The 15,159-nt window shown below is 25.2% G+C and carries 25 protein-coding genes, 1 other RNA gene and 2 pseudogenes; 18 read left to right on the top strand and 10 right to left on the bottom strand.

Features of this window, described 5'->3' with window-relative positions; all coding sequences use genetic code 4:
* Nucleotides 1–244: 244 nt before the first annotated feature.
* Nucleotides 245–349, bottom strand: a complete 105-nt coding sequence (locus AACK93_RS02840; RefSeq protein WP_339025143.1) for an IS3 family transposase — start codon at nucleotides 347–349, stop codon at nucleotides 245–247.
* A 1,043-nt stretch (nucleotides 350–1,392) separates the two neighbouring features.
* Here AACK93_RS02840 and AACK93_RS02835 point away from each other — a divergent pair.
* The 5 genes from AACK93_RS02835 (at nucleotide 1,393) to AACK93_RS02815 (ending at nucleotide 3,215) form a co-directional block, all read left to right on the top strand.
* Entirely contained in the window at nucleotides 1,393–1,545 is a 153-nt protein-coding gene (locus tag AACK93_RS02835; protein WP_339025142.1) for a hypothetical protein, read from the top strand.
* Between the two features lie 197 nt (nucleotides 1,546–1,742).
* Complete coding sequence (locus AACK93_RS02830) at nucleotides 1,743–1,898, top strand: hypothetical protein (RefSeq protein WP_339025141.1); 156 nt, start codon at nucleotides 1,743–1,745, stop codon at nucleotides 1,896–1,898.
* A 1-nt stretch (nucleotide 1,899) separates the two neighbouring features.
* Entirely contained in the window at nucleotides 1,900–2,052 is a 153-nt protein-coding gene (locus AACK93_RS02825) for a hypothetical protein (protein WP_339025139.1), read from the top strand.
* Nucleotides 2,053–2,211: 159 nt separating this feature from the next.
* Nucleotides 2,212–2,688 (top strand): hypothetical protein, encoded by a 477-nt coding sequence (locus AACK93_RS02820; protein ID WP_339025136.1) that lies wholly within the window; start codon nucleotides 2,212–2,214, stop codon nucleotides 2,686–2,688.
* A 380-nt stretch (nucleotides 2,689–3,068) separates the two neighbouring features.
* Nucleotides 3,069–3,215, top strand: a complete 147-nt coding sequence (locus tag AACK93_RS02815; protein WP_339025135.1) for a hypothetical protein — start codon at nucleotides 3,069–3,071, stop codon at nucleotides 3,213–3,215.
* A gap of 506 nt (nucleotides 3,216–3,721) precedes the next feature.
* On the opposite strand, the gene AACK93_RS02810 is transcribed toward AACK93_RS02815, so the two are convergent.
* From AACK93_RS02810 to AACK93_RS02785, 7 genes and pseudogenes are all read right to left on the bottom strand, one after another.
* Nucleotides 3,722–4,228: a recombinase RecA gene (locus AACK93_RS02810; protein ID WP_339025134.1), complete on the bottom strand. Its 507-nt coding sequence runs from the start codon at nucleotides 4,226–4,228 to the stop codon at nucleotides 3,722–3,724.
* Nucleotides 4,207–4,398, bottom strand: a complete 192-nt coding sequence (locus AACK93_RS08065) for a hypothetical protein (protein WP_422398181.1) — start codon at nucleotides 4,396–4,398, stop codon at nucleotides 4,207–4,209. The genes AACK93_RS02810 and AACK93_RS08065 overlap by 22 nt, the downstream gene beginning before the upstream one ends.
* Before the next feature lie 61 nt (nucleotides 4,399–4,459).
* A complete protein-coding gene (locus AACK93_RS02805; RefSeq protein ID WP_339025132.1) occupies nucleotides 4,460–4,756 on the bottom strand; it encodes a hypothetical protein in 297 nt (98 codons plus the stop codon).
* A gap of 45 nt (nucleotides 4,757–4,801) precedes the next feature.
* A pseudogene (locus AACK93_RS02800) lies at nucleotides 4,802–5,257 on the bottom strand (CinA family protein).
* Nucleotides 5,258–5,277: 20 nt separating this feature from the next.
* The gene (gene pgsA, locus AACK93_RS02795) at nucleotides 5,278–5,895 is read right to left on the bottom strand and encodes a CDP-diacylglycerol--glycerol-3-phosphate 3-phosphatidyltransferase (protein WP_339025131.1); all 618 of its coding nucleotides are present in this window, start codon (nucleotides 5,893–5,895) and stop codon (nucleotides 5,278–5,280) included.
* Between the two features lie 56 nt (nucleotides 5,896–5,951).
* An RNA gene (gene rnpB / locus AACK93_RS02790) (RNase P RNA component class B) lies at nucleotides 5,952–6,352 on the bottom strand.
* 336 nt (nucleotides 6,353–6,688) lie between these two features.
* Nucleotides 6,689–7,800 (bottom strand): IS3 family transposase gene (locus AACK93_RS02785; RefSeq protein WP_339025130.1). Its coding sequence is split into 2 segments (ribosomal slippage): nucleotides 6,689–7,545 and nucleotides 7,545–7,800, totalling 1,113 coding nucleotides; the frame shifts between segments, so codons are not numbered across the junction.
* 641 nt (nucleotides 7,801–8,441) lie between these two features.
* Here AACK93_RS02785 and AACK93_RS02780 point away from each other — a divergent pair.
* The 13 genes from AACK93_RS02780 to AACK93_RS02720 all read left to right on the top strand — a co-directional run bounded on the left by AACK93_RS02780 (nucleotide 8,442) and on the right by AACK93_RS02720 (nucleotide 14,655).
* The gene (locus AACK93_RS02780) at nucleotides 8,442–8,768 is read left to right on the top strand and encodes a hypothetical protein (protein WP_339025128.1); all 327 of its coding nucleotides are present in this window, start codon (nucleotides 8,442–8,444) and stop codon (nucleotides 8,766–8,768) included.
* 2 nt (nucleotides 8,769–8,770) lie between these two features.
* Nucleotides 8,771–8,992, top strand: a complete 222-nt coding sequence (locus AACK93_RS02775) for a hypothetical protein (protein ID WP_339025126.1) — start codon at nucleotides 8,771–8,773, stop codon at nucleotides 8,990–8,992.
* A complete protein-coding gene (locus tag AACK93_RS02770; protein ID WP_339025124.1) occupies nucleotides 8,992–9,153 on the top strand; it encodes a hypothetical protein in 162 nt (53 codons plus the stop codon). The genes AACK93_RS02775 and AACK93_RS02770 overlap by 1 nt, the downstream gene beginning before the upstream one ends.
* A gap of 3 nt (nucleotides 9,154–9,156) precedes the next feature.
* Nucleotides 9,157–9,387: a hypothetical protein gene (locus AACK93_RS02765; RefSeq protein WP_339024861.1), complete on the top strand. Its 231-nt coding sequence runs from the start codon at nucleotides 9,157–9,159 to the stop codon at nucleotides 9,385–9,387.
* 78 nt (nucleotides 9,388–9,465) lie between these two features.
* On the top strand, nucleotides 9,466–9,657 hold the full coding sequence (locus tag AACK93_RS02760) for a hypothetical protein (RefSeq protein WP_339025123.1): 192 nt from the start codon (nucleotides 9,466–9,468) through the stop codon (nucleotides 9,655–9,657).
* Complete coding sequence (locus AACK93_RS02755) at nucleotides 9,632–9,799, top strand: hypothetical protein (protein ID WP_339025122.1); 168 nt, start codon at nucleotides 9,632–9,634, stop codon at nucleotides 9,797–9,799. Before AACK93_RS02760 ends, AACK93_RS02755 begins: the two co-directional genes overlap by 26 nt.
* Nucleotides 9,800–9,807: 8 nt before the next feature.
* Entirely contained in the window at nucleotides 9,808–10,206 is a 399-nt protein-coding gene (locus AACK93_RS02750; protein WP_339025121.1) for a hypothetical protein, read from the top strand.
* Nucleotides 10,194–10,811: a hypothetical protein gene (locus AACK93_RS02745; RefSeq protein WP_339025119.1), complete on the top strand. Its 618-nt coding sequence runs from the start codon at nucleotides 10,194–10,196 to the stop codon at nucleotides 10,809–10,811. The genes AACK93_RS02750 and AACK93_RS02745 overlap by 13 nt, the downstream gene beginning before the upstream one ends.
* 6 nt (nucleotides 10,812–10,817) lie before the next feature.
* Nucleotides 10,818–11,102: a hypothetical protein gene (locus tag AACK93_RS02740; RefSeq protein WP_338968736.1), complete on the top strand. Its 285-nt coding sequence runs from the start codon at nucleotides 10,818–10,820 to the stop codon at nucleotides 11,100–11,102.
* A 2-nt stretch (nucleotides 11,103–11,104) separates the two neighbouring features.
* Nucleotides 11,105–11,353: a hypothetical protein gene (locus AACK93_RS02735; protein ID WP_338982046.1), complete on the top strand. Its 249-nt coding sequence runs from the start codon at nucleotides 11,105–11,107 to the stop codon at nucleotides 11,351–11,353.
* Nucleotides 11,354–11,357: 4 nt separating this feature from the next.
* A complete protein-coding gene (locus tag AACK93_RS02730; protein WP_339025118.1) occupies nucleotides 11,358–11,978 on the top strand; it encodes a hypothetical protein in 621 nt (206 codons plus the stop codon).
* A 265-nt stretch (nucleotides 11,979–12,243) separates the two neighbouring features.
* The gene (locus AACK93_RS02725; RefSeq protein WP_339025116.1) at nucleotides 12,244–14,121 is read left to right on the top strand and encodes a hypothetical protein; all 1,878 of its coding nucleotides are present in this window, start codon (nucleotides 12,244–12,246) and stop codon (nucleotides 14,119–14,121) included.
* A 45-nt stretch (nucleotides 14,122–14,166) separates the two neighbouring features.
* On the top strand, nucleotides 14,167–14,655 hold the full coding sequence (locus AACK93_RS02720) for a hypothetical protein (protein ID WP_339025114.1): 489 nt from the start codon (nucleotides 14,167–14,169) through the stop codon (nucleotides 14,653–14,655).
* Between the two features lie 73 nt (nucleotides 14,656–14,728).
* Here AACK93_RS02720 and AACK93_RS08060 read toward each other — a convergent pair.
* Together AACK93_RS08060 and AACK93_RS02715 are read right to left on the bottom strand one after the other, a co-directional pair.
* A pseudogene (locus tag AACK93_RS08060) lies at nucleotides 14,729–14,857 on the bottom strand (IS256 family transposase); the annotation flags it as partial.
* A gap of 175 nt (nucleotides 14,858–15,032) precedes the next feature.
* Nucleotides 15,033–15,155, bottom strand: a complete 123-nt coding sequence (locus AACK93_RS02715; protein ID WP_339025113.1) for a hypothetical protein — start codon at nucleotides 15,153–15,155, stop codon at nucleotides 15,033–15,035.
* Nucleotides 15,156–15,159: the final 4 nt, after the last annotated feature.

Here is a 15,159-nt window from a genome sequence, read left to right as displayed (position 1 = left end):
TCTTATTAAGAAATTAATTTTTTATAATTAGTTTATTTTTTAAAATTTTTAAATAAGAAGGTTAATCGGTAATGAAAAAGGTAGCCATTGTGACTGATTCATCAGCAGGATTTAGTATTTTAGAGCAAAAAATATAATGTTGGAATGAAAACCCTTTTTAGGACACTTTTTATGTAGATTGTCATTTTCTAAATTCAACGGGTGTTAAATAATTTAAGCTACTGTGAATTTGAATATTGTTGTATTAATTAACAAAATCAAATAGTTCGCATTTTAATTGTGTTAAATTTTCAAATTTTTTACCCTTAATAAATTCTGTTTTAAAAGTTTTATAATTTGTTTTGGCCACAGCATTATCATAAGGACAATCTTTATTGTTTAATGATCTTTTAATATTAAAGGTTATTAAAATTTCATCAATGATTTTATTTTTGAATTCATTACCGCGATCGGTATGAAATAAAATAATTTGCTTTAATGGTCGTGTTACTTTTATGAAAAGTTTGTTGAACTAGTTCAGCGGTTTTGTTTTGCCCAGCATTATATTCAATCCAATTATTTCGCGATTAAACAAGTCAATTAATAAACAAATATAGTGTTATTTCCCGCCAATTTGAACATATGTTAAATCACTAACAACAACTTCATTGAATTTTTTGTCATTAAATTCACGATTTAAAACATTACTAATTTGGGCATTATTAACTGTTGAGCTCATAAAATATTCAGTTGGTGGGTAATTTTCCAAAAACTAAGAAAAAGATAGAAATAAAATTCTATCTTTTTTAATTAGGTTAAAATTGTCGTTAACCTTGCTTAGTTTAAGAAAATAACAGCAAAATCAACTAAATAAAACTCTCCTATTTGAAATGTCGTTAAACCAGGCAAGCGAGAATAAACAATAAATATAAGGACGGCTACACCGCCACGACATAATGAAAGCAATTCTTTTAGGCAATATAAAAAAGTTATTATGGTTTGAGGATAAATTTTTAACTTGCAATAGTTAAAGGGTGGGTGTTCCACAATAAAAAAATTTTAGAAATCTTATTATTTATAAGGAGGTTTTGCGAGTGTCTTTAAAAGAACTCTGTCAAAAAGAGTTAAAAATTAAAGTACAAAATAAATCAACACTAATTAATAAATGTCAGTGTTATATCGATGATTATTTTACAAAATTAACCAAAAACAGAAAAGGTGGTTGGATATTATAAAAAATATGCTCGGCATTGTTTAGCAAGGTTAGAATTTATTAATAAACAAAAAATAAATGCTAAACTTTAATTTTTAACTTTGCAATGCAAAAATAATCATTAAATTATTAAAAAATTAATTTTTAAGAAAAATAAATGATGAATTTATTAATATCAAAAATTAGAAAGGAAAGTATACATGTTTGAAAATAATATCAAAAATACAATTAACGATTTAATCACTGAAATTAAAACAACAACAGAAAATAATTTAAGTAATTTAGAACAAATTATGAAAGCTTTAATTGATAAAGTTAATAATATTGAAAATATTTTAAATCAAATAAGATAAAAAAATAAACCAATTATTTATTAAATTAGTTGGTTTTTTATTTTGAAAAAATAAAATAGAAAGGAAATAAAAATAATGAGAAAAAGTTGTCCTGAATGTAGATCAAAAATAGACGACGATGGTAAAGATTTATGATGCAGCAATAATTATTGCATTTTAGCAAAAAAATCATATATTTTTAGAAAGGAAAAATAATAATGAATGTAACAGAATGAAGAAAATTTGAAAAGTTAAAAGAAGAAAATGAAAAACTTAAAACAGGACTTGAACAATTAAAACAAGAAATTAATATACAAAAAGAAATATTAAATGGATATTATGATGATTTAAAAATTACATTTAATGAAAACTAGAATGCAAAAAAAAATTAAAAATTTTCAACAATCAAAATTATTTAAAGAAGATTTAGAAAAAGAAAAACTAATTATAGTTGAAGGGCAAGCATTTTATAGATGTTTTGTTAAAAAAGAAAAATATGACAAATTACCAAGTAAGGATGTGAAATAATGGCAAAAACAATTAAATTTAAAAATACAAAAATAATTTTAGATGATTTTATTATTAATCCAGAAAAAGAATATGAAGAAATAGTTAATATTCTCAATAGTAAAAATCGTTAATATAACTATTTTTCATAATTTCTTCATCAGAAAGTAAAAAAGTGAGGTGATTAAATATGATAAAAAAAATTATTTAAACCAAAATTTAATTTCACAAGAAATAAAAAATAAAACTCATATTTTAATAAACAAACAAAAAGATTGTATTGTTTTAGATAAAAATTGTTTAGGTTTATCAAGTTATCAAAATTATTTTAGTTTAGAAATTGATGAAAATAAAAATTATGTGATTCATAGTAGCATCAATAATAAAAGTGGTAATATTGTGGGAAAAAATTTAATTTTATCTTTTGAAAAATTAAAGCAAGAAAACAAAAAGCAGTTTAATTTGCAAAACAAAAATGATGATAATAATGATTTACTAAATGAATACAATAATCATTATTATAACAAAACAACACAACGAAAATTAACAAAAACAGAACTAAAACAATTACTAGAAGATTTAGAAAATATTGATAATCCTAATTATTGAGATAATGGGATTTATTTAGGATATAACAAATATGAAAAAAATACTTAGTTTGTTGTCAATATTTTCGTTTTCATGTGGAAGTATAATGCCATCAATTGGTTGTGGCAATATTGCAAATAACAAACCACATTTAACACCAACAAAACCCAAAAAAACCGATAATCAAAGACATTTTTTACTATGAAAAATTAAAACAAGAAATTACAGCAGAAATTAAAGAATATGATGAAGTAATTAAAGAAATTAAAAATAGTAAAAATGACTATGAAAGTGAAGAAGATTATCAAACAGAATTAAAGCAAACCCAAGCAGAGCAATTTATTAAAATTAAAATATCTGAAATAAATGATTGCGAATATCAAATTTTACTATGTCAGAAAGAAAACAAATTTACTGAGGAACAAAAACAACAAACAACCCAGTTGTTGTTGGAAAAAGAAATAAAAAACTTAAATAGTGCTTTGAATTTACTAAGCGAAATTAAAAATAGTGATTTTGATCAGAAAGATTTAGAAAAAATTAAAACAAAGATTAAAGATACAAAAACAATTTTAAATGAAATTAAAAATAATTAAGAAAGGGATGGTTTAAATGAAAAAATTTTTAAAGAAATTAATAAGTGAAGATTATTTTTTTTAGTGGGGCTGTCCAAAATTCTGTGTCTCGATAATTCATTCTGAATTATCGAGACACAGAATTTTGGACAGCCCCGAAAAGCCCTAAACGCCGCCCTCTTCGTTAAAAGACCTGCTATTAAATATTATTTAACAGAGTATGTAATCACTCAACAACATTATGATGCAATTGTTCTTGTAAATCAACATTATCAATAAAAAAGGACGCATAAAGTTTTGTTGGGTAAGAAAATATTTAAATAATTTTTAATGAAAAGCAACGACAATTTAATTATCATTTTATTTGGAAAATAAATAATAAAACAAAATATTTAATATCAACAAACAAAATCTCAATAAAAGATTATAAAAACTAAGGAAAACGCTTATAAAACAACATTAAAAAAAGTTTTTACAATAAAAATCATACATAAGAAATATATACTTAATTTGCATATTGAAATAATTTATAGTAAATGATTATTTTTTCTTTTTTTAAAAATACCTAAGAAAACTAAACGCGACCAATAAAATTCTCTAACCTTATCACGACCTAAACCAAGTTTTTGCTCACCATAACAACTATATCAAGAACCATTTTTTTGCAAAATATTACCATTTAAACACAATGAAATCAATTCTTCTGACTTGCATATTCCGTGATCAAAGTAAATATTTAAAACCGTCATTTGAAAAGAAGCAGCAACTTTATTTTTAAAAATTTTAACTTTAGTTTTATAACCAACCAATTGATTATTAAGTAGAATTTGTTCACTTCTTCTTAATTCAACTCGTACTGATGAATAAAATCTTAATGCTATACCTCCTGGGTTTATTTCTGGATTACTAAAAATAATTCCCATTTTTTCTCTAATTTGATTAATAATAATAAAAAAAACTAAACAGTTAGTTTTAGCAATATATGAATTTAACTTGCGTAATGCCTTTGACATTAATCGCGCTTGAGCACCCAAATCGTTTGATCAGACATTTCACCATCTAATTTCAACTTGTGGTGTTGTGTTAATGCTGCCACAGAATCAACTACAATCAAATCAATAACATTAGATTTAACAAAAACTTCTAATATTCCTAACGCTTGCTCTCCTGAATCTGGCTGAACAATTATTAATTGTTCTAAAATAACACCAATTTTTTAAGCATAATTTGGGTCTAAAGAATGTTCTACATCAATAAAAGCAGCCTTACCATTCATTACCTTTTTGAACTTCACTAATAGCATGTAATGCTAAGGTGGTTTTTCCAGAAGATTCAGCACCATAAACTTCAATAACTCTGCCGCGATAACAACCACCAATACCAATTGCATTATCCAATAATAAACTTCCTGAACTAATAACATTATCCTTTGATGGAAGTTTATTATTCATATCCACAACCGCATCACTACCATATTCTTTAATAATTGTTTGTAATGCTGCTTGTTGTAATAATTCTTCTTTATTAATAAGTTCGGTATTATTTGTCTTATTTTTTGACATTTTCTTACCTCCACTAGATAAATTAACAAAAAAACTTTTCCTAGTTTATTTTAAATTTTCTTTAATTAATTCTTTAGTTAATTTAACACATTTATTAATAATTTGTTTGCGATTTCCCGATAATTGATATTCATAAACCAAACATTTGTTATTATATGCCAATGCAATATATACTAAACCTAATGGATTATTTTAATGGTTTTCAGGACCAGCATTACCAGTAAAACTAATTGCGATATCACTATCAAATAAATTTTTTGCATTTTGTGCCATTTCAATAGCTGTTTCAACACTAACAGCACCAAATAATTGTAAAGTTGTTAACTGAACTCTTGCTAAATGAACTTTAGAATAAGCACTATAAGCTATTAATCCAACACGAAATACCTTGCTGACTCCTTTAGCCTTAACTAATGCCTCACTAAAAGCTCCTCCAGTAATGCTTTCGCAACTACCAATGGTTAAATTTTTCTTTTCCAATAATTTAACTAAATCGTGCATTTTTTTCTCCTAATTAATATTTATTTTTGATTGCTTTGTTTAATTCTAAGAATATAAGTAATTGCACTCCAAACTGAAAGCAATAATGATAAATATATTGGCATTAAAATAATATGATACCGTCATGAACCTCAATCACTATTTCATCCAAATCAAATATGATTAACAAAAAATAATAATGTTAACCCTGCCATTTGCATTAAGGTTTTTAACTTACCATAATAATTAGCAGCAATAACAATTTTTTTAGTTGCTAAAAATATTCTTATCCCATCAAGAAAAATATCTCGGGAAATTAAAATTAATGTTACTCAAACCGGAATAATTTGCGGAATTGTCATAATAATTAAAACACTACTAGTTAACATCTTATCAGCAATCGGATCAGCAATCTTACCAAAGTTTGTTACTTGCTTATTTTTCCTAGCAAGATAACCATCTAATCAATCACTAAAACAAGCAATAATAAAAAGTAGCCCTGCAATAATTCAAAGAATATTAATTTTAACATTATTATTATTATTAATACTTGCGCTAACAAAATTATAGTTAGCAAATGGTGCTTCTAACAACATTAAAATTAAAATTATCGGTACTAAAACAATTCGTACTAATGTTATTTTATTTGGTAAATTCATTAGTAACCCTCCTATATAAATAATTATAACCTAAAAATAAAAAACGAGATTAAAAATCTCGTAAGCCACATTCTGTTCTCAAAGACATAAATGCTTTAAGTGCTAATCATTTATCTATATTAATTCAATTTTAAAGTTAAACAAATATCCATTAATTACTTATCATTCGCAATTAATAGTTCCCCTACCATAATTTGGGTTTCTCACTTATGGGGTTTACCGCGTTCCACTCTAATAATTTCTCATTAGTATCGTCACTATGGTACTTTTATAAACTACCAAACCATATTAAATAATTAACTTAGGTTATTAGTTAGCCATCTAAGAAACATCAAATGATGTTTCTTATCCTTGAATTATTTTTTCTTCAAGCATAAACGTTACTAGCATCACAGCTAGTGTGAGTGTGGACTTTCCTCAATTAAAAATAAATTTCTAACAGCGATTAGCATGGATTTTTAATCTCCTACACATTCTACTACTTATTAACTTTACTTTCAAGTTTACTTAACGATTGGGTCGCGTTTAATTTTCTTAGGTATTACTTTGAAAAAGTAAAACAATCAGCTAATTATATTATTTAATTACTAAAATAACCCTGCTTTTCTTGTTATTGTCATTTTTATCCATCATGGTTTTATCATATTATTGAATTTTTACACAATAAAAATTATTAATTTTATTAAATTTTTTTTTTTAATTTTAACTAATATTTTTACTTACTTAAATGTATTATATTTATTTGTGAATTTACAATATTACCTTGGATTGGCAACCCTTTTTAGGACAATTTTTATATAGACATTTGTTTTCTAAAAGTAACTGGAGATAAATAATTTAAACTGCCATGTATTCTAAGATTATTGTATCAATTAATGTAATCAAATAATTCAAGTTCTAATTGTGCAAGATCATTGAATTTTCTACCATTAATAAATTCTGTTTTAAAAACTTTATAAGTTGTTTCAGCAACTGTATTATCATATGGACAACCCTTCGCACTCAATGATCTTTGAATTTTAAATGTAGATAATAATTGATCAATTATATTATTTTTAAACTCATTACCTCAGTCGGTATGAAATATTTCAATTTTTGATAATGATCTAGTAATTCGCATAATAGCTTGATAAACCAACTCCGTATTTTTATTTGGTCCGGAACTATAACCAACAATCTCGCGCTTATACAAATCAATTAGGAGACACACATAAAATCATTTAAAACCCACTTTATATAAGTTAAAGTCACTAACGATAGTTTCATTTATTTTTCTATTATTAAAGTCTCGGTTTACAATGTTATTTACTGGATCATTATTTACTTGAATATTTTTGCATTTAAGTCTTGTTTTTGTGTACTTTGATATCAAATTATTGTTTTTCATAATGTTTCTAATTTTGTGTCTAGATAGATTAATACTTTTATGAGCTAATACTACTTTGATTTTTCGAGCTCCATAGACTTGGCGGCTTTCGTTAAATGCACTGATAATTTCTTGATTATAATTATTCACTATTTTCCTTGTGTATTTATTAATTTGATAATAGTAATTGGATTTTGAAATATTTAATAATTTACACATTTTTCTTATCGAATATTTTTTCTTATTGCTATTAATTATTGTTATTTTTTGGCCATTATCAGTGCGGTTTGCTTTAAAATGTCATTTTCCATTTTTAAGTCTTTAAGTTCTTTTCGTAAAGTTATTATTTCATTTTCTTCTAGTGTGCGATTGTCTTTTGCTTTAAATGAACCAGAATTATTATAATTTTTAACTCAACTATAAATAGTTGGTTTTGGTAAATTATATTCTTTCCCTAAATTAATAACACTTTTGCCATTTTTGTATAGCATGACAATTTGTTTTTTAAATTCTTCAGAGTATGAGGTTTTATTTCCCATTTTTATATTCCTTCTTTCTTAATAATTTCGAAGTCTATATAATTATGGTCCAACTTATTGTAGCCTATCCATCTATTTTTTACTAAGTAAACAAATCCTTTTTTTGGACGCATAAAGTTTTGTTAAGTGAGCAAAGATTTGAATAAGTATTAAGGCAGTCAGTAATGATTGTCTTTTTATTTTATAAGGTGTTAAAAGTTTGTTCTTTGAAAATGAAATACAAGTGAATTAATAATGTTGGTATGTATTAAATTAAAGCACTAAAGCACAATAAATTGTGGGCGGTCGCCATAACCAAAAGAAAATTTTACCAGTTGATAGATAACATCCTATTAGCTATAGCAATTTGTTTCGTTTTGCAATAAAAAAATGAATGGGTGGATTTCCTAAAAATATACACGTTATTAAATTAGTTCCAAGGGGAGGATGCGAACATTAAAGTGTAGAAATTTCTATATAGGGATATACTAAGTTTAAAATTATTAAAATCTTTATCTAATTAAAAAAACAAAATTTACTAACAAAGCTTGTTAAACATTTAAATCTGCGATATATAAGTGTTTAAAAAACTAAGTTAACTAACTTAGTTAATATAACTTAGTTAATATAACTTAGTTTATTGATAAGAAAGGTAATTTATTATGAAAAACATTGAAAACATTTTCTTAAATACTAAAAAATATCTTTTAAAAGAAACACAAAACGCAATGCTTATTAAAGCACCAAAAATTCCGTGATTTAATGGACAAATCGGTATTTGGTTTCCAAAGCGATTTGTTTATAAAGGAAAATACGAAAATTCAATTTGCATTGGAATAATAAAAGATAGTAAATATCAAGTAATTTCAATTAATCAAAAAGAAAAAGAAACCAAATTAATTAAGGGACAAGAATTATTAGGTTTTTTCATTGCCGAAAAAGCAAACAACAAAAAAGATATAAATTATAACTATTTTAAAGGAGTTTAAAAATGAATATTGCGATTGGAATAATATTTATTATCATTTGCATAATGCTATTGGCATATTTTGCTTATAAAATTTATGCCAAAATAAAAATGCGAATTAAATATAAAAATGCCATTAAAAATAATGCTGGTAATTTCACGAAAGACGAAAAAGTATTTATTGCTCGCTTTGAAGAATGAGTTAAAGCTCCTAATTCAAAAGAAAATAACGCGGATAAAAAATAATGTTTTGAAAAATTATTATGGAATTTTTAAAACTGTTTATTCCGATAGAAAAAATGCCTGCACAAGTTGCGTTTATTGCCGGATTAATTATTATCATTACTTTTCTTTTCGCATTAATTTCAATTATGTATTTACCAATAAAAATGATTTTTGGGAAATAAAAAATGACGGTAAATTTAAAAGAATTTAATTGAGAGCAAATTAAACAAACTTTCTGAGATTTATTTATTCAAATTACAACTATTCCGGCTCACATTACTGGTGGTAAAGAAATTGATTTAACCGAAACACCACTTTGGCTTTTAATAGCAAACATTGCTTTTTGACTCCTAACAGCGATTATGGTGTGATTTATTCTAATGTTACTTTGAAAAACAATATCAGTATTTAGATAGAGGCAAAAGTAATGTCAAGAAGTTACATTGTGATGCATTCCCAAAGAAATTCAAAATTAATTAGGAAAAAATACAATAGTGTTAAGGTTAACCGTGGTTTTAACAAATTTAAGAAAAACTTTGAATATAAATGATGAATGTTTTAAAGAGAAAGGAGGTGATTATATGATTGGAACTTTCTTGGCCGATGCACTAGCAACAGTAGAAAAAATAATAGCTAGTGACGCGATGACTAAATTATGAAATGCAAATTATAACGGCGTTTACTAAAATGTGAGAAATTATTGCTGTTAATATGCCACAAGTCGGTAACTTCTTTGCTGACTACTGAATATTCATTTTTCCATTTATTTTGGCAATATTCTTTATTTGTTTTAAAATGTTTGAAAAACTACTTGGCGCAGTCCGCTAACAAAAAAAGTGAGGTGCAAGATAAAATTTTGCAAATGAATAATAGAAAAAAATAACCATTTTATTGAATTAAATCGCACCTCATTTTTAATTTTATGACATTGGGGAGCAATTTGATATATTTACAACGGTTATTTTAAAAATATTGTAAGTTATTTATTTTTATCGGGTTGTATTTTAATTTTCCTTTTTAAAATCAATAATTTAACACAAATTAACAAAGTTATTAACTTTTTAAAAAACTCACCATTAAATATTGTTATTGGTTCATTGGGAACTGGAAAAACCGCTTTTCTAGTATACGCATCAAAATTACTAAAAAAGAAGAAATATCACATCGCCTCAACCTTTCCATTACTAGAAACCCAAAAATTAATTTTAGAACATATGGGGATATGGGGTTATTAGACTTTAATTATCCGGTATTGTCAGATAAGACCTTACTTCTATGAGATAAAACCAATTTATTTTTAGAAGGAACTGATTGGGAAAAAAATAATACCAAAAACGAAGAAACCGGTATTCAAGAATATTTCGCTCTGGCACGCCATTTTGGTCATATTGTTCTCGCTAGTGGTCAAAGAGATAAACATATTTGAGTTAAAGTTCGTGATATTGCTAATAATGTAATTGTGGGAATTCGTAAAAAACCCGTTAATATTTTTCGTCCCTACTTAAAAGTTATCTATGGCACCTTTACGAGCATTAAAGAATATGAACGCTGACGAAACACTTTAATTGATGCTAAAAATAATAAAAAAGGTCGTCGCATTAAATATCGCGATATTCCTGAACTTGATATTTATTTTTTTAAACTAAAAATTCCTTTACCGATATTAAACACTTACAATTCTTTTTACCTAGCGTTTTTAAGAGATTACTTAAATGCAAAAGTGAATCCTGACTATGAAGACAAATACTATAATGACACAGCAATTGATTTAGAAGACTTGGAATATTTAAAAATGGATAAATTTAGCAAATTTTTAAGAAAAATGAAAGAAAAGGAATAATAAAAAATGGAAAATCTCGCAAAAATGGCCGACTTTCTCGCCCAAATGCTTTATAAAGTTTTTGATTTAATTTGAAGTCTTGAAGTGCCGGGAACGAATATTCAACTAATATTTCCTTTATTCTTAACGCTGGCTGTAGAATTTCTTATGGCAATTATTCTCGGATTTGGTAGTCAACAAGTTAATTTAGAAAAACAACGCCAATATGCGGTTAAAAATAAGGGGCGTTTAAGTGCGTGAGGAAAAGCTAAAAAACAAATAAAACCAATAAAAACAAAACAAGGTAACTAAAAATGTTTAAACTAATTATTATTTTTATCTTAATAACTGTTCTTGGATTATTGGCTGGTAGTCATTTTGAAAATTTAACGAATTATATTAGCGAAGGGCTTGCCAATTTCCAAAAGTTTATTACTAGCAATTTAACAATTTTAGAACTATTTAAACCAATGGCACGAACATTTTCGCAACACCCAATTTTTACGATTCTTGGTGTAACTTGTGTACTTATTGCCTTATTTATTGTAATTAAAGGTAGGTAAAAAAATGGAAAAATGAACTAAAAAACAAGAATTAGAAACAGAGAATGACAAATTAAAAATTGCTAATGTCATATTAGAAAATAGTGTTAATATTCTTAAATACATAATAATGGAAAAAAATAAAGAAATTTTAGAATTAGAAAAGTGAAATACTATTCATATTAATCAAAAATCAGACTTAATAATTAAAAACCAAAAATTAAAAATTTTTAAACACGAAAGGAGAATTAAAATGAAAAAACTTTTAGGAAAATTATTTAAAAAAGATAATTCAAAAGAAAAAACACCATTAAGATTAAGAATTAAAAATTCTTTTAAAAAGCAGTGGTTAAAAATAGTATTAAGTATCATTTTCATCTTTATAAGTTTATTAATTTGTGCATTAACAGCAATGGATACTAAATGAATAACTGGAACAAGTAACGAATTTAATGATTTTATGAATAAACAGATGGTTGAATTCTTTGGCAAGTTCAATAGTGGTATTATGCTAGCAGGAATATTTGTTTTTTGATGAGGCGGCGCAATATATTTTGCAATTAAATTTGAAAAATTAATCCGATTCATTATTCAGAAAATTAAAACAAAAAGAGCCTTAAAAAATGAAATCAAACAAACTCATTAATTCTTTAAAAAAATATTGATGAAAAATTTTACCTTACATTTTTATGATTACTATCTTTTTCATTCCATTTTTAAAATTAGAAATTAATGATTTGAAATTATTATATGAAAAATTTGAAGCATTAATTTCACTTATGATACTAAGGTATTTAGATATATGCATTACAATAGCAGTAGTTATAAACTGTAGCATTGAGTGACTTATTAAAAAAATTAAAGAAAAAAGAATAATGAAAAATAAAATATTTTAAAAAGGAGTGATAAAAATGTTTATGAAAATATTTACCATGTTAATTATTAGTTTCAATAACATTTTTACTATTCTCCAAAACATTAACAATGATAAAACAAAAACACAATCACTAATTAGAAGCAAAAGGCAAAATAATGAATCATACGAATTAAACTTAAAAAAATCAAAATTAACACTTAAATCATCAAAAGATGACAACAGCAAGTGAAATCAAAAATGAGAAATAAAATTTAATGTAGAAAATAAATTTATGCCCAAAAACTTGCCTCCACGAATGAAACTTAATGATTGAGAATTTTATGTTGACAAAAATGACAAGATTACATTACCAATATTAAAATCATTAGAATATGATTTAAATTGAGAAAAAAACAGTGAACCAAGATATTGAGAAAATAAAGATTTTTTATCCTATCAAAATAAAAAATTAAAAAACATAAAAATGAAAGTACGAGAATGAGACAAAAATGAAAGATATGCCAAATGAAAAATATTAGAATTTGACGCACAATCAGAAACTAAACCCTCGACTGATATTGATTTACCAGAAAAAACCACCAAATTTGATGGTAATCATAACTATAGTGATGTTATTGATAATCTTGATTATTTAATGATTCATCGTGGCGATTTTGATAAATTTAATTACTCTTATCTCTATTGAACACCGGTATTTAATTTCATTGACACCTTAGAAAAAGGTTACTATAAAGAATTCACAATTAAAAACCACGGCTTTAAAAATGAAAGCTATTTTTATCATAAGACTTCTAGTAGTGAAGATGAAATTAATAAGAATATTTTAAAAATTAAAGCTTTTAATAAAACCTTAATCGCAGGTAATAACTATTTGCAATTACTACACGGTGAAACCGAAATCTGAAAATATGATACCAAAAGTACTAACGATTATTACCTAATTAAGTATCTTTTTGGTACCTTAAATTACCTCAATGTTAGATTTAGTTTTTTGCGCTATGACCCCGATTTAAAAAATGATATTTACTTATATTTTAAAAATAACATTCCTAGTATTAACGACAGCGATTACAAAAATGTTTTTGATGAAATCTATGAAATTCTCGGCAATTTCTTTGCTAGTTCATTTTATGCGACTTTTGATATGGACGAAAAAACTCATACTGAAATTGATTTTAAGGGTATAGAAAACTATAAGAAGGATTACTTTATTCAAATCGGTTTCTTTTATCGTTCATTAATTACCTTTTATCCCAAAAAATACTTAGTAAATATTATAGGAAACTCAGAATTATTACTAAGAAGTTATTTTTTTACTTTTGATAAAAAAACGCACCAAGATAATTACAATGCTATTAACAACACCAATAGTATTTATCAAATTGATTTTAATGTCCTTAAATCTTATGATAATAAACTGATTACCTTGCCAACCAACAAAACCGCTAACAGTATTAATTATCTCAATACCGATATTGATATTCGTTATGGTATTAATATTTTTACCTTAACTTTTCCGCTTTATCACAAAGGTAATATCTCTAACTACAATTTTAAAATTTATGACTTTAATGTCTTAAATTCAACAGCCTTTATCCCTGATGGTTTAAATAACAGTGAATGAGACGATTTAATTCCGCCGGCAAATTGCAAATATTCCGGACGATGAATACCAACTTTTAATGATATTGGTTGTACCATTCAGAATGCTAGTATCAAAATGATTAACTGAATTCTTACTGTTTCACAAATCATTACCATTTTACGACCATTAGCAATTATTGCAAAAGCAACAGTTAACTTTTCAACTGCCATTTTTCCGATCTTTAAAACCGTGCCAGCTTTTTACTATACCTTTCAATTTTTAATTGGTTTTGCCATCTTTCTAATGATATTAAGAATTTTTGTATAATTATATATATATATATTGAAAAAACAAAATAAAGGAGTTAAATTTATGAAAATTTTAAATATAATAGCTCTTTGGGGGCTGACAACATTGCCAATAGTTGGGTGTTCTAAAAAAGAAAATAAAACAACATTGCCAATTGAGAATGAATCATACGAATTAAACTTAAAAAAATCAAAATTAACACTTAAATCATCAAAAGATGACAACAGCAAGTGAAATCAAAAATGAGAAATAAAATTTAATGCAGAAAATGAATTTATGCCCAAAAACTTGCCTCCACGAATGAAACTTAATGATTGAGAATTTTATGTTGACAAAAATGACAAGATTACATTGCCAATATTAAAATCATTAGAATATGATTTAAATTGAGAAAAAAACAGTGAACCAAGATATTGAGAAAATAAAGATTTTTTATCGTATCAAAATAAAAAATTAAAAAACATAAAAATGAAAGTACAAGAATGAAACAAAAATGAAAGATATGCCAAATGAAAAATATTAGAATTTAAAACTGAATTTAAAAATAATTAAACTGGTAAAATTTACTATTCAGGAAGCGTGGTTTTTTTCTAGGGGCTGCACAATTATATGTGTCTCTAAGTAATTAACTTAAATTCACTCTGTCTTCAAATTTTATCATTAAATGTGAAATTGCACTACCCCAATTTTGAATTGGCATTGTTCATTTTTTAGTCATATTTTGAAATGCTAAATAGCATATTTTAAAAACTATAACTGCCCAAAGAAAGATGACTTTTTACGATAACAAACACTTTTGGATAACTAAACAACTTTTTCATTTTTTATATTTTGACAAAATAAAAATCAGTAATTTTAATTAATTACTAGTTTGAATATTTTTTATTTTTACAAGAAATTTAAACTTGTTGTGCTTGTTTCAATTAAAGTTATTGTTCTAAAGTAGTAACTGTATTTGTTCTTACTGGCCCTTCTCTTTCTGATGAAAAAAATGCTTCCCCATTAAAAGTTATGTTATCATTGTTTTTATCTATAGTAATTTCATCTGGCAATAAG

This window comes from Spiroplasma endosymbiont of Agriotes lineatus, from assembly GCF_964019485.1.
Taxonomy (GTDB): domain Bacteria; phylum Bacillota_I; class Bacilli_A; order Mycoplasmatales; family Nriv7; genus Nriv7.
The sequence above is the reverse complement of the archived record's forward strand: the minus strand, read 5'-3'. Positions and strand labels throughout refer to the sequence as shown.